The organism is Flammeovirga sp. MY04, from assembly GCF_001682195.2.
GTDB classification, from domain to species: domain Bacteria; phylum Bacteroidota; class Bacteroidia; order Cytophagales; family Flammeovirgaceae; genus Flammeovirga; species Flammeovirga yaeyamensis.
In genome coordinates, this window is the sequence record NZ_CP003560.2 from 439,585 (window position 1) to 453,456 (window position 13,872).

At 33.6% G+C, this 13,872-nt stretch carries 10 protein-coding genes; 1 reads left to right on the top strand and 9 read right to left on the bottom strand.

Going from position 1 to position 13,872, the window contains the following annotated elements:
* Positions 1 to 40: 40 nt before the first annotated feature.
* Positions 41 to 919 carry a YicC/YloC family endoribonuclease gene (locus tag MY04_RS01775; protein WP_066205454.1) on the bottom strand — a complete coding sequence of 293 codons (879 nt, stop codon included), beginning with the start codon at positions 917 to 919 and terminating at the stop codon, positions 41 to 43.
* A gap of 236 nt (positions 920 to 1,155) precedes the next feature.
* Here MY04_RS01775 and MY04_RS01780 point away from each other — a divergent pair, with 236 nt between their 5' ends.
* On the top strand, positions 1,156 to 1,995 hold the full coding sequence (locus tag MY04_RS01780; RefSeq protein ID WP_066205456.1) for an alpha/beta hydrolase: 840 nt from the start codon (positions 1,156 to 1,158) through the stop codon (positions 1,993 to 1,995).
* Here the strand turns inward: MY04_RS01780 and MY04_RS01785 are convergent.
* The 8 genes from MY04_RS01785 to MY04_RS01820 all read right to left on the bottom strand — a co-directional run bounded on the left by MY04_RS01785 (position 1,992) and on the right by MY04_RS01820 (position 13,762).
* Entirely contained in the window at positions 1,992 to 2,837 is an 846-nt protein-coding gene (locus MY04_RS01785; protein WP_066205459.1) for an AraC family transcriptional regulator, read from the bottom strand. The genes MY04_RS01780 and MY04_RS01785 overlap by 4 nt on opposite strands.
* Positions 2,838 to 2,841: 4 nt before the next feature.
* Positions 2,842 to 3,645, bottom strand: a complete 804-nt coding sequence (locus MY04_RS01790; protein WP_066205462.1) for an SDR family NAD(P)-dependent oxidoreductase — start codon at positions 3,643 to 3,645, stop codon at positions 2,842 to 2,844.
* Positions 3,646 to 3,724: 79 nt separating this feature from the next.
* Complete coding sequence (locus MY04_RS01795; RefSeq protein ID WP_066205463.1) at positions 3,725 to 4,597, bottom strand: B12-binding domain-containing radical SAM protein; 873 nt, start codon at positions 4,595 to 4,597, stop codon at positions 3,725 to 3,727.
* A 510-nt stretch (positions 4,598 to 5,107) separates the two neighbouring features.
* Positions 5,108 to 6,727: an aspartate:alanine exchanger family transporter gene (locus MY04_RS01800; RefSeq protein ID WP_066212950.1), complete on the bottom strand. Its 1,620-nt coding sequence runs from the start codon at positions 6,725 to 6,727 to the stop codon at positions 5,108 to 5,110.
* 297 nt (positions 6,728 to 7,024) lie between these two features.
* Positions 7,025 to 7,945, bottom strand: a complete 921-nt coding sequence (locus tag MY04_RS01805; protein ID WP_066205464.1) for a universal stress protein — start codon at positions 7,943 to 7,945, stop codon at positions 7,025 to 7,027.
* A 218-nt stretch (positions 7,946 to 8,163) separates the two neighbouring features.
* Entirely contained in the window at positions 8,164 to 11,391 is a 3,228-nt protein-coding gene (locus MY04_RS01810; protein WP_158297519.1) for a hypothetical protein, read from the bottom strand.
* 141 nt (positions 11,392 to 11,532) lie between these two features.
* Entirely contained in the window at positions 11,533 to 11,787 is a 255-nt protein-coding gene (locus tag MY04_RS01815; RefSeq protein ID WP_066205466.1) for a hypothetical protein, read from the bottom strand.
* Between the two features lie 289 nt (positions 11,788 to 12,076).
* Positions 12,077 to 13,762: a DUF6909 family protein gene (locus MY04_RS01820; RefSeq protein ID WP_066205468.1), complete on the bottom strand. Its 1,686-nt coding sequence runs from the start codon at positions 13,760 to 13,762 to the stop codon at positions 12,077 to 12,079.
* Positions 13,763 to 13,872 lie beyond the last annotated feature (110 nt).

Genomic DNA, 13,872 nt, shown 5'->3' on the forward strand with positions numbered 1-13,872 from the left:
AAAAAAAGAGGTTGAATTTTTCGTTCAACCTCTTTTTGTTTTACAGAATATTTAAATTCTGCTCCTTTATTTTTTCGAGTTCATCTTTCATATTCACCACGACTTTTTGAATATTTACATCGTTGGCTTTAGAACCGATAGTGTTGATCTCTCGACCAATTTCTTGAGCAATAAACCCAAGTTTCTTACCATTTGATTGTGGAGTATCTAAAGTCTGAATAAAATATTTAAGGTGCTGTGTAAGACGAACCTTTTCTTCGTTAATATCTAATTTTTCAATATAGAATATCAATTCTTGTTCGAAACGACTTGGATCGAAGTTATCGTTGTTTTCATATTCAGCAATCTGATTTTTTAATTTTTCTTTTAAACGATCAATACGCTGAGGGTCTAACACTTTTACCTCTTCTAAGTATTCAGATATTTTTTCGATAGAACCTCTAAGGGCTTTTTCTAAAGCTTCACCTTCATGAGTTCTAAATTCGATAGTCTTATCAATCGCTTCTTTAATTGCTTTTAAAACAACAGGCCAATCTTCTGCTAAAACATCCTCATTATTTTCTTTTTGATATACCTCAGGCATTGTCATCACAATTTGAAGAAGCGATTCATTGCTTTCATTCAAATCATCAGAAATACTTTTTAAGTCGTTGTAATAGCTTTTGATCACACTCGTATTCAAAGCCGCTTTTAAAGAATCCTCTCTCTTAGATGCATAATTTAATAACAGTAATATTTTACCTCTCTGTAATTTAGAAGTTAAAAGATTTCTGATTTCAATTTCTTTATCTGAAAAAGCAGATGACATTTTAATGTTACAGTCAGCATTCTTAGAGTTTAAAGTTTTAATCTCTATAGATACACTTAACTGATCGTTTTCTACACTTTGTTGGCCAAAGCCAGTCATCGATTGCACCATAATTTAAATTTCTTGTTCATTATCATTCGATAAAAATGATAACAATAATGTTTTAATAACTTGAAAAAGGAATCACAAATATAATCTTTTACTTGAATGATGGATGTTAAGAAATGATTTATTATTCATTTATATTGGTAGAATGAAAAAAATAATATAGAAAGTATGAATGTATCTCACATTGTCCTAACTTACTATTTGATTTAAATGATAAAAACCAAAACTAATAAATACTCATGAAGAATTTTGATTACGGTTGGCAAACGTACGACAAAATAGATATCTACGGCAAATGTTGGTTACCAGAAAACGATTCTCAATTAAAAGGAATGATTTGTCTTGTGCATGGTTTTGGCGAACATATACTTCGATACGAACATGTAGCTCAATTTTTTACAGATCATAATTATGGTTTTGTTGCTTACGATCAGAGAGGACACGGACAGACCAAAGGGAAAAGAGGGGTAGTTCCAAGCTATAAAGATGTTATTGATAATGTCACTGAGTTCCTTTCATTAATCAAAGAGAAGTTTCCAAACACTCCACTAATTTTATATGGTCATAGTATGGGTGGAAACATTGTTACTTCTTATGTGTTGAATTATCCTGATCCACCAATAAAAGGAGCGATTATTACTTCCCCATGGTTGCGCTTAACAAAATCACCACCTAATTGGCAAGAGAAAATAGGAGAGTTCCTTGGTGGTTTAATCAAAGATTTTGTGATGCCATCGAAGTTGACTCCATCAGATTTGTCAACCGATTTATCAGTAGGAGAGGCGTATGTGAAAGATCCGTTGGTACATAAAAAAATTAGTTCAGCTCTCTATTTTGGAGTGAAAGAATCAGGAAAAAGATCTTTAAAAACGGCTCAAAAATTAAAAGTGAAGACACTATTAATGCATGGTACAGATGATAATATCACTTCATACGATGCCTCAAGAAGCTTTACACTTAAATGTGCAGGTGAACTTTTAACCTTTAAAAGCTGGGACGGTTTACGACATGAATTACATAACGAAAAGAAAAAAGACGAAGTGTTAGGGGAGATGTTATCTTTTGTAGATGCACTCTAACATACTTGGGTATTTCTGAAATCACGAATACTCATACCGTACATTTTTTTAAATGATTTTGATAAATGACTGCTGTCCGTAAAGTTAAGCTGATAGGCAATTTCTTTTAGAGACAGATCGGTATGCTTAATTTTTGTCTCAACAATTCTAAGCTTCGCTTTGATGATGTAATCCACCAAGCTCATCTGAGCGTTCTTCTTAAAGTATTCAGAAAAATAAGTTTTCGATACATTAAATTTCTCAGCTAAATAAGGTATTTTCAGTTGTTCAGTATTCGTAATATTCTGATTGATGAATCGGAGTATTTCAGTGAATTTACTATCAGATATTTGGGTTTCTTTGAGGTATTTTTCCTCGATATTTCTACCTAATAATTCAAGGACAGTCACCAGAATACTATTAATGATAGATTTTGAGTATACATCAGTTTTAAGTGATTCTCTGTAGATCATATTCAAGTTCTGAATAAGAAACTGACGTTCACTTTCTGAAGAGATAATATCACCTGCCACTTTATTGTAGTGAGCAATAATATAAGAAATTTGTTCAAACCAACGGTTGTAATCCGTTTTACCATCACTATTCATAAAGTAATGATCGGTAAAACGGATGAACATAAACCGTGTGGTTTCTTTTATTTTGAATGAATGACAATCGAGTGGTGGAAGCAAGAAAATATTACCTTCCTTGTATTCAAATTCATGATCGTTAATGCACTGGAAACCACTTCCTTTTTCGATATATACGATTTCAAAAAAGTTGTGTTTGTGTGGTCTTTTTTCCCAAACGGATAATTCTTCAATATGAATTTCAAATACTCTTTGTAACGATTGTGTGATCATTTCCTTATAAATTACTCAATATAGACTCTGTTTCTTGAATTAAACTGTGGTTTTTTGATAAGTTATAAGCATCAGCATGTGCACGGCCAATTTGTTCTTGGTCGTTATCAAAGTAGATACCTGACTTATTTTTATAGGTATCATCTACAGCCAATTCATACAATATATTTCCTCCTTTATCAGCTGATGACCAGAATTTACCATAGGCCACCTTCACCATATTAGTATTCAGTAAAGAACCTGGGTTAACGGCAATTACAGTAATGCCTTTTTCATCTTCAGCTAAATTAAACGACCACTGCGTTAAAGCCAATTTACTTTGAGCATAGGAAGCATTTTCAGAAATATCTTGTGTTCCCTGTAATGCAGGTATCGATACTGGAGATTGAGCTGCAGAACTTAAATTAATTAACCTTGGAGTATCTCCTTTTTTCAAAAGTTCTAATAGCTCTTTGGTGAGTAGGTAAGGTGCAAAATAGTTTACGACAAAACGTAAGTCCAATCCATTTTCGTTTTTTAAACTTCCACCATAGTAAACACCCGCATTATTGATCAGGATATCTAACTTCTGAAGCTTATTCTTTACATCAGAAGCTAGTTTTTTAACTTCATCAAAAGAAGATAGATCAGCCACAAAACCATCTATATTTTGGTTGTTCGATTGTGCTTTGATTTCTTCAATGACTGACTTTAATTTATTTTCATTTCTGCCGTGTATGTATACTTCATGACCATCTGAAGCCAATTTTATAGCAGCTAGTTTTCCAATACCGTCAGTACTTCCTGTAATAAAGATTGTTTTTTTCATGTTTTGGATTTTTTTATCAGCGTTTGATAAACTATTAGATTTATCAAACGCTATTTCTATTTTCTAAATGAGAAATTTCTTACCAAGCGAAGGTTCTTAGTGTTTCTTTATGGATCTCCGGATGATATTGTCTCGCATGTTCTAAGTAAGTTAAGAAACGATCTTTATTTTCCATAAACATCCCTTTCATTGGTGTTAAATTATTGCCATGATCTCCCCAATACATTGTATCAAAAGTCATATGCTCTATCAGATATTTCTCTTCTTCTAATATTTGAAGCGGTGATGCCTGAATAAATTCACCATCTTTAGCTTGTTGTTCCAAAGTTGTACCTGGCTGTAAAGCCAAAGCCATTGGAGCTATTTCTTCTGGCCGAATGATATTCAATAGATCAGTCGTTTCTTTAATATGTTCCTCAGAACGATACTTACCTCCCAAACCGAAGATGAATGAAGCTAAAGTACGTATTCCAGCTTCTTTGGCTTTTCTAGCACCATTGATGATCTCATTGTGATCTAAACCTTTTTCAACAAAATCTAAAGTCTGCTGGTCACCTGACTCTAAACCAATGTAGGCCATAGTTAAACCTGCTTCTCTTAGTATGGTTAACTCTTCAACTGACTTTCTGTTTAAATCGTTGTAGCTACTATATAAAGCTATTCTTTCTAATTCAGGAAAAGTTTCCTTGATCTTTTGTATTACCTGTAATAGATAATCGGTTTTTAAAACCATTACATTACCATCGGTAAGGAAAATAGAGTGAACATAGGAGTACAATGTTCTCGCTTCTTCAATATCTTTAAAGACATCTTCTAGCTTTCTTTTTCTAAACTTCTTTTCTCTGAACATATCACAAAACGTACAAGTATTGTGCGTACAGCCTATAGTTGTTTGGATAAGTAAACTTTCAGATTCTATCCATGGGCGATAAATTTTTCCTTCGTAATGCATAGTGTCCTCCTTTTTTAGTTTTTTGACTTTACAAAGATGGAGGATTAAATACAGTATTTTGATGTAAAATTATTGGCTAAATATGTATAATTATGGGGAAAAGATAACTTTTACTTGCATAGTGTGGATTTTGATGGTGGATTTACCAATATAAATACATTTTTTAGGTAGCAGGTAGCAGGTAGCAGGTAGCAGGTAGCAGGTAGCAGGTAGCAGGTAGCAGGTGCAAAATTAACGCTCGTTTTAAGTAAGAAGTAAGAGGGAAAAAGTAAAACTGGTGCAGATGTTAAGCGAAAGCGTCATCTGTGCCCATAAACTTTAGAGGTCTCCTGACCTCGCGTTCATAACTAAGAAACTAAGGAACTAAGAAACGAAGTGGGTAATTTTGCAATATATTGAGAGTGGAGGTGAAATCCCTTGTTTTGCATCGACATAAAAAAACACCTGCTGAAGAATTCAACAGGTGAAGGGATATTTAAGGTTTTGTTATTACAAATATAATAATTAATGCTATAAACCTCCAATTATCTGTGCAACAATGATAATAGCTACCAACGCGAAAGGATATACTGTAGCGTATGCTACTTGAGGAGCATCGCTTTCTGTCATATTATCCATTGCAGATAGACCAGGAGTAGAGGTCATGCCACCTGTTAGTGCACCCATTAAAGAAAGGAAGTTTACTTTGAAAACAAAGTGTCCTAAAAGGGTAACAATTAACATAGGTACCAGTGTAATTAAAGCACCAATACCGAATAGTTGGAAACCGTATTCACTAATAGTGGCTACTAGTTTAGAACCCGCACCTACACCAACTGGAGTAAGGAATAATAATAAACCAAATTGTCTTAAAAGGGCATTTGCGTTTGATGGTAAGTGCCAAATAATTGGACCTGTTTTACCTAATCTACTTAAACCTAATGCAGCCATTAATACACCGCCTGTTAAACCAAGTGAGAATGATGTACCTCCGAATAGAGGAATTTCAATTTTACCAAGTAATACACCTACGATAATACCCAAGGCTACAGGTAAGAAACTTGGCGTTTCTACCATTTTGATACTATCACCAAATAGTTCAGTCAATCCTTCAACGTTACCTTTCGTAGATGAAATTAAAATTTTATCACCAAATCTTAATTTAGTTGAGGGACGTGGAGTTAGATCCAAACCAGCTCTTCTTACTCTTGTAACAGTTGCCAAATAGTTATTATGAAGATCTAGCTCACCTAATGATTTACCTACGATATTTCTTGATGAAACCACAAACCAACGGATTTCGTGTAAACCAGAACGAGGGATTTTCTTATCAGTAACTTCTCCTAAGAGTAATTCAACACGTTTTAAAGCCTCTTGTGTACCAACGGCTTTTACAAGATCACCTTTGTGTAATATTGTTTCCTTTGTAGGAGGTTTACTTTCATTATTGTTAGGTTCCATCACACGAGAAACATTCGCTTTTGTCATGAAACGTATATTTAGCTCACCAATACTTTTCCCATCCACGTTATCGTTAGTTACGATAAAGTTTTTGTTCATTAACTCTGGAGTGCCTGCATTAGCTTCTTCTTCATATTTTCTTTCTTCATCTTCTACTTTAACTCCAAAGAACTTTGGAGCAAGTTTCACAAAAAGAATAACACCAATTACACCGAACGGGTATGCAATACCATAACCAATAGAGGCTAATGGAGATTGTGAGCTTTCAATGGCTGCTGCTAAACCTGGTGTAGAAGTAAGTGCACCAGTTAATAGGCCCACAGCAATTTTAAAATCAACATCAAATGCTACTCCTAAAGCAAATGTGACAATACCACCTACTACCACAGAGACAATAGCGAGGATGATTAATTTACTACCTTGAGATTTGAATGCTTCAAAGAAGGAAGGACCAGCTTGCATGCCTATTGTAAAGATGAACAATAGTAATCCTACTTTTTGAATTATACCTGGGATTTGGAAATCATCAAAACCAAGTGCATTGGTGAGGTAACCATAGAACATCGCCACAAATATTACGGCAGATAATCCAAATGAAACTCCTTTAACACTGATTTTCCCTAATAATATACCAAATGCAATAATTGCGAATAATGCTACGTAATCTGATTTCAGTAGCGTGTAGAACATCTCCATTAATGAAAGAATGTTGAGTTTGAGATTATTTTTAATTGACCCTGCAAAAATGCACGATGCACAGTACAAAGATGATTATAATTTTTGCTTTTATATGATGATTTTTTTCATTCTTTTTTTCGAAAAAAGTGATAGTTTGTTAAGCGTTTAAAGTACGTTATTGAAAAATGCTACCATTTTATCTTCTAATATTAAATTAGGTGATAAAATGATAGCATTTTGACTAATTATAAAATTTAAAGAATAGTAAAGTATTGAGATACAACTTTCTATATTCTTTGTTGATGACTATTAAATTCTTTCGAAGAAATCGAATACATCTAATGTTTTCTTTTTATTCTTGTAAATCATTAGAGGTATATTTATATCAGACTGAAGTAATTGTTCCGCCGTAGAACTTAACAACATAGAGGCCATCCAAGTTCTACTTTTTGATCCAATCACTATGATATTGACATCTTCTTGTTTAGCATATTTATAGACTGTATCTGCTACATTTTCGTCGTCTTTAACTAAAACAGATACTGTTTTAATATTATCAGAGTTATTCGTTGTGCTCACAAACTTATCTAATTTCTTCTGAGAAACATCTCCTAAGATTTTGGTCATTTCTTCATAGCTTTTACCCACAGATGAGTAACCACTAGGAACTTTATAACAGTTTACTGCAACAACCTCTACATTATCGATTAATTCAGCGATTTCTTCTACCTGTTCTAAGGCTTCTTTAGACGTATCGCTAAAGTTAATAGGAAGAAGTACTTTCGGTGTCTCTTCGTTTAATAGTTCTGGTGCAAACATGATAGACGATGGAGAGAAGGAAGCAATTTTACGAGCAATTGCACCTGTTTTCTTTCCAGAAGAATTTTTGCCAAGAATCACCATAGTAGCTTGCTTTCTTTTTGAAAGCTTAATGATGGTCTCAGCAGGATCGCCTTCTTCTACCATCAGGTCATAATCCATATCTTTAATATATGGAATATGTTCAGTAACTAGCTTTTCGATATTTTCTCTGATTGACTCATCCAAAGGACTCATCATATCAGGATATTTTTCTAATACTTCTTTAGGCAGGTCCAATGATTCTTGAACGTGCACAAAATAAATTTTCTCTACTTCATTTCTTTGCAGGTATTTGCTTGCATGTTTTAGTAACGGAAGGTCTTTTTCTGTTCCATCTAAAGCGATTATTGTTCTTTTAAATACTGACATTGGCTAAAGGGATTTATATAGTTTTATCAATTAAAAATGAGTAGAATACCCAATTTATATTATTTATAGATCTTACGTAAGTGATCTTCATTTCCTTGTTAAAATTAGTACTTTTTCAAGAAAATCAAATGACTACGGTCAGTAAATAAAAAAAGCCTCACGATTTGTTATCATGAGGCTTAATTTAAGAGTTTTCTAACTCATAAGGCGATTAAAAATTAATCACCAAGTTTATCTAAACGCATCATTGCTGCCGCGTAAAAGTTTCCTAGTGGATACTTTCTAATATACGTTTTATAACCTTCTACGGTATCAATTTTCTGTGCTCTTTTCCAATCGTCTTCTTCTTTTGCTTGAGAATCGTTTTTCAGATCTTTAATTTTCTCCTTTGCATCTTTCCAATATTTCTTCTTGGTTGTCAGGTTGAGATAATTAAAATAAGCACCTAAAGTATTTTCATCACATGTAGAAGACCACAATTCTTCTTCTTCAGCATCAGTTTCTACTTCTTCCTCTTCATCTATTTCAAAGGATGTAGGTAAAGGAGTATCCAAGTTTAAATCGTCTTCAATTTGACTTGTTACTTCAGAGCCAAAAGTGTTTTCAGAATCATCAGATGTTTCCAATGGAGTAATCTCTTCAGAAGTAAGATCGTCTATTAAACTACTGTCTTCTTCTATTGAAGATATGTCATTAGTAGTGTCTATACTATCTGTTGAAGTTTCGGAGGTAACAACTACCTCTTCTCCATTTTGAAGTGTATTAATTCTTGAGTAGGCATCTGCAAGGAAATTGTTTTCTTCCGTTCTCGATAAATACTCTTTATAACTATCTATAGAATTGATGTTGCTAGCAGTTGACCAAAGTTCCTCTTCTGACATTCCGTCTTCAAAAGAAGAAATGGATGGAGTAGCAACTTCTTCTTCAGTCGTATTAATTATTGAATCTACAACAGATTCTTCTTCTTTTTCTTCGACAGTTTCTTCTACTATTTCAGGAACAGGAGTTTCTATAGCAGAAATTGAAACTTCTGGAATTTCACCTTGATCTATCTTATTAATTCTGTAATAAGCCTCGGCAATCTGATCAGCAGTTTTTGAAAGGTTGATATACTCTAAATATCCCTCTTTATTATTAAGCTGCTCAGCGCGTTTCCATAAATCTTCTTCAGATAAATTTTCAATATCTTCTGTATCAACTGAAGGAGTTGTTTCTGCTGCTGTTTCTTTTTCTACAGAGTCATTTACAATAGAATCAACTACGTCGTTAGTAGATTCAGCTTCTTCTTCAACAGTTTCATTAGTACTATCTTCTGTTGTAAAAGTGTTTTCAATGATCTCCGCCTGAATTTCAGCCTCATTGTTCTCTTTTTCTAAAGCATCTTTAGAAAGTTGTTGTGCCTCTTCAATAGAGAAAGATTCAGAGCTAACTTCAGTTACTTCTATTGCAGAAGGATTCTCTTCAGCAACTTCGTTTATGATCACTTCTTCTACTTCTTCAACAGCAGAAGTTTCTTCTTCAATTTTCTCTATAGAAGTTTCTGGTTTCGTTTCTTCCTCAACCTCCCTAATTGCTTCGTCCATGACAAGGTCTAATTCAGAAACAGGCTCCTCTACAGGTTTTGTTTCTGTAATTGTTTCTTGTTTTTTATCGAATAGCAATCGGTCAGTTTCAGTCCAAAGGAGTAATTCACCTTTTAAACCTTTGGCTTCTTCTATTTTAGCAAGAACTTCCTCGATAGGTTCCATTCTTAGATCCATCAATAAAGCTCTGTCAATGCCTAGTTCTTCAACAATAACAGCTTTCTTTGGAGGATCAACAAAGACTTTTGATTCTGTTGGAGACTTTTCTTTTTTGATGGTTTCATTTACCATCAAATTGTTGATCTGCTCCATTCTTTGATGTGCCTTGTTGATATACTTTCCTTCAGGGAACATCGATAAATAAAACTGATAGCCTTCAATACTATTCCAAACAGCAGTCTTTTTCCAGATATTATCTTCTAACTCTTTTGTGACCTCTTCTTTAGATTGTGGTTGAAGTTCAGCAATAAGTTCAGCTTTTATTTTTGCTCTAAGTTCCTCCTCAATCTGAGTTTCCTTAGATTTAATTTCTTCAGATAATTTTGAATCGATTTGTTGTCCAAATTCTTTTTCAAGCTCTTTTCTAACTTCTTCACGTAATTCATTTTCTCTTAAAAGAACATTCTCACATTCTTTTTTTCTACGAGCCACTACAGGGTCGTTTCTATGTTCTAATGCCTTACTGTAAAGTTCTTTTGCATCGTTAAACTTATTCTCGAAATAGGCCTTATCTCCTTGGTCGACCCAATTTGCAAAGTTCAGTTCCGTATCGCAATATTCAATACGTTGAACGTAGGCTGTATTTTCAGGATTAAGTTGTTGAAGTTGTTGATATGTTTCTTTAGAGGCGATAAAATCTTTACGATCGAACTGATCAACCGCAATTTTTTCTAACGATTTGATAATGCCATCTTTTGCTACTTTCTCATTTCTGATTTCGTAAGCTGCTTTAAAACGTTCCATTGATGCAGTATAAGACTGCGTAATGTACATGTGTTCAGCTTGTTGGAGTGTTTCTATAAAAGAAGCAAGGTTGTTGAAATCCTCATCGTTTTCATAATTCTCTATCCCTTCTTTTAGTAAAGGTAGTGCATCATCAAAACGTTTTTCTTGGAAGCATTTATCAATTTCTACTCTAAGTTTTTTAGTGATAGAATATCTCTTATTTAAACTTATAGGAGCATCTTCAGATTTATCTGATAAAAATATTGTTTCTTCTAAACCTGCAGTGTTAGAAAAGTGATTTTTTAAATCTAGAACGGTCAATACTTCACTTTCCTTTTCGACACCTTTTTGAAAAATATCGGCAAGGCCGGAAGCAATCGTTTTTGTACTATTTTCTTGAAGTAACTGAGTTAATATGAATGATTTGTCAGGCCCATAAGGTTTTAAATCTTCAATAGACTTAATGCTAAGTTCTTCGAAATCATCACCAAAAGTAGATGATTTTCTATACTCTGCATCAAGAATAATGAATGCTCTTTTCGCTTGAGATTCATTGATTAACTCTACAATCTCACTTAGTGGAATTCCATTAATGTGACATTGTTGTATAGTAGTATGAGGGGAAGAAAGAATTAATTTTCCTCTTCTTTCGATTAAGTAGCCAGAGTAGAAAAATATTAATGTATCCTGAGTGGTATCGGCAATTTCGGCAATACGTTCCTTTATCATCGTATTTCCTTCCGAATCCACTAAAGAAATGATATCCTTTTCATTCAGTCCAAGAATTTGTTGGTCTGTAAAAGTCTCTCTTAAAAGACTGATATCTTTATACACATGCTCTCTTCTTTGGAGTTGCTCATCCTTAAGAAAAGTTCCTATTCCAATTAAAATGGCTCTGGATTTTGATGAATCAAACATCAATGGCATATCAAATAGTACTAAAGAATTTCAACATAAAAATTGTGCAAAAAATAATACACTCCATTAGTATTTGCACTTCAAAAAATATAACGATATGATTTTGGTCCTATTGTATAGAGTCGATGGAATTTATAAATTTTACAAGTCTTCTTCCTCTATATCATCATTTTTAAGGGCATCATCATAGTCTTTTCTAATGATATTGATTTCCGCTAGGAAATCATCTGGATAGGGGCTACTCTTTTCTTCTTTGGAAAGATGTTTCTTTTCAGAATCAATTTTTTCTTGATCCACTTCCTCTTCCTTTAGATTAGCAGTGTTACGTTTATCTTCTGCTTCTAAAGCATCCCAATCAATTTCTTCTTCTTTCGATTTATTATTAGAGTTTCCCATTTTTTTTAGTCAAATAAATACGGCTAATTCAATTAATAATTAGTACATATTTTTAATGGATAATTGTGAGTAGTAAAAAACAGCTACTCAGCATACAAAACTAAAAAAATCCTATCATGTTTCTAATTATATCAGAAAGTAAATACTTATTTTCTTAAACTAATATATAAATTCAAAAAATTAAAGTGAAAAAGCAATAAAAAAGAGGTTGTACCATCATATAAATGATACAACCTCTAGATATTATTAAATCTCCTTCAATAAGGGACTTACGACTTTATCAAAACACTTAGTTTAAAATCTTATCCAAGATTTTTAAAGTGATGGCATAAGTTGGTTTCACACCCGTTAAACCAAGGCTTCCGTTGGCTAAAGTACTACCTGTTATCAAAGGATTGTCTGATGCATAATAGGCATATCTTACCTTCACATCTTTCTTGATGTTGTTCCTGATTTTAGAGGCTCCTTGGATGGCTTTTTGATAGTGTGCACCTTCCATTTCCAAGCCAATTGCTCCCCAAGAAGAATCTTTAAAGAACTTCAAAATATCTTTGTTTTGTAGTGACGTACCCAATACTGAAATCATAGGGCCGTCTACAAAGTTAAGATCGTCAACATCTTTAAAATCTTCTAATTTTAGATCGTTTTCTACAGGGTAGTTGTCGGCTGTACCTTCAAAAACGTGGGCTGTAGGTATCATGATGTCTCCTTTGTTACCCTTCAGAATCCCAGCTTTACCCATGATGGAAACCGATTGGATATCCAAAGGAATGTTTAATCCTTCGTTAATGTATGGTTTTAATAACTCATCCATTGTTTCGAAGGCTTGCTCACCAAATGCGTAATCCATTACCAAAATGATCGGAGCATTTTTCTTATCTCTTTTCTTTTCAGGTTTAAGCGCCTTAGGTAATTGGGCGTCGTTGATGAATGCTGTATCAAATATCTGAACCGAAATATTGGTTCCTGAATCCTCAGTCACTTGAATCATTCCTTTATCAAATGCCTTTTTTCTGATGTTATCTCTTAGGTGACCATTTTCAGGCTGACTCACCATTTCCATCAGTTTATCGAAGTCTTTCTCATTTACATCAGAGGAAAGTGCCTCTTTAGCATAGAATGAATTCATTACACTGTGCAAATTCGCACTGATAATGTGAATTGGTCTATGAATTAATTGATGATCAGACAGGACTTTCTTAATTCTTGTTGCCCAACGATCGCCATAAATGTGATGTCCGATTCTTTCTCTAAGTGTTGGACTAAAGCTAATCACTCTAGCATCACCTTTTTGAGCTTCATCGATAGCTAATTTACCCATCCAGTAAACAATATGGAAAAGGCCATTATTTTTATCGTGATTTTGAACAAATCGTTGGTGGGCGTTTTTCGTCTCTTTGTATGTTTGTCCTAATAAAGTGGCTAGGTAAGTGAAGGCAACCTCTTCATTTTGAGGTGATAATTCCTCTTCACCTGTGACAATTTTTTCTAATTGAACCCACTCTCTAACAGGGTTTCCTTTTTCATCTTCTGCGTGCTCTTTAATTTTTTGAGCTTCAATATAGATAAATGTTAGATGTGTTAGAATGTCGTATATTTCTGATCTACCTCTTGTGATCTCGATAAACATTTGTTCCTCATCAATTCTGTAGCAATTTCTTCTTCTTGCGTGAGGAATAATTTTTTCGAAGGAAGATTTTTCATATCCTTCTTCAGAGGTTAATTTAATATATCTAGTTTCTTCAATACCTTTTGGTAATCGATCAAAAACATAGACCAAGCCATTAAGATCTACTTTTTGAGGGTCGGCCAATGTGCCATAAATTTCAGGTTGTAAAATTAATAAGTCCTGCATAATTGCACGCCCCGAAGCTCCACCTGGCTTGTAATGACCTCTTATAAAAAGGTGACGCATTACAACATACATTCTTTCGATGGCAGCTCTCGATGCTTGTGCTCTAGTTAATTCTATCATAAATTAATTTTATTTATATGGTTTTTAATTGAAGTTAGTCTGTCGTTTCAGACAGTAGAGTAAATAGTTAATAGAGTTGAAGGATAAATCAATAATAAAAGGGCTATTCT

Excerpts from the sequence above, each read along its gene's own strand:
- MY04_RS01815 (WP_066205466.1), bottom strand. The coding sequence starts at position 11,787 with ATGGGAAACTCTAATAATAAATCGAAAGAAGAAGAAATTGATTGGGAT.
- MY04_RS01790 (WP_066205462.1), bottom strand. The coding sequence starts at position 3,645 with ATGAAAAAAACAATCTTTATTACAGGAAGTACTGACGGTATTGGAAAA.
- MY04_RS01785 (WP_066205459.1), bottom strand. The coding sequence starts at position 2,837 with ATGATCACACAATCGTTACAAAGAGTATTTGAAATTCATATTGAAGAA.
- MY04_RS01805 (WP_066205464.1), bottom strand. The coding sequence starts at position 7,945 with ATGTCAGTATTTAAAAGAACAATAATCGCTTTAGATGGAACAGAAAAA.
- MY04_RS01810 (WP_158297519.1), bottom strand. The coding sequence starts at position 11,391 with ATGTTTGATTCATCAAAATCCAGAGCCATTTTAATTGGAATAGGAACT.
- MY04_RS01795 (WP_066205463.1), bottom strand. The coding sequence starts at position 4,597 with ATGCATTACGAAGGAAAAATTTATCGCCCATGGATAGAATCTGAAAGT.
- MY04_RS01820 (WP_066205468.1), bottom strand. The coding sequence starts at position 13,762 with ATGATAGAATTAACTAGAGCACAAGCATCGAGAGCTGCCATCGAAAGA.
- MY04_RS01800 (WP_066212950.1), bottom strand. The coding sequence starts at position 6,727 with ATGTTCTACACGCTACTGAAATCAGATTACGTAGCATTATTCGCAATT.
- MY04_RS01775 (WP_066205454.1), bottom strand. The coding sequence starts at position 919 with ATGGTGCAATCGATGACTGGCTTTGGCCAACAAAGTGTAGAAAACGAT.
- MY04_RS01780 (WP_066205456.1), top strand. The coding sequence starts at position 1,156 with ATGAAGAATTTTGATTACGGTTGGCAAACGTACGACAAAATAGATATC.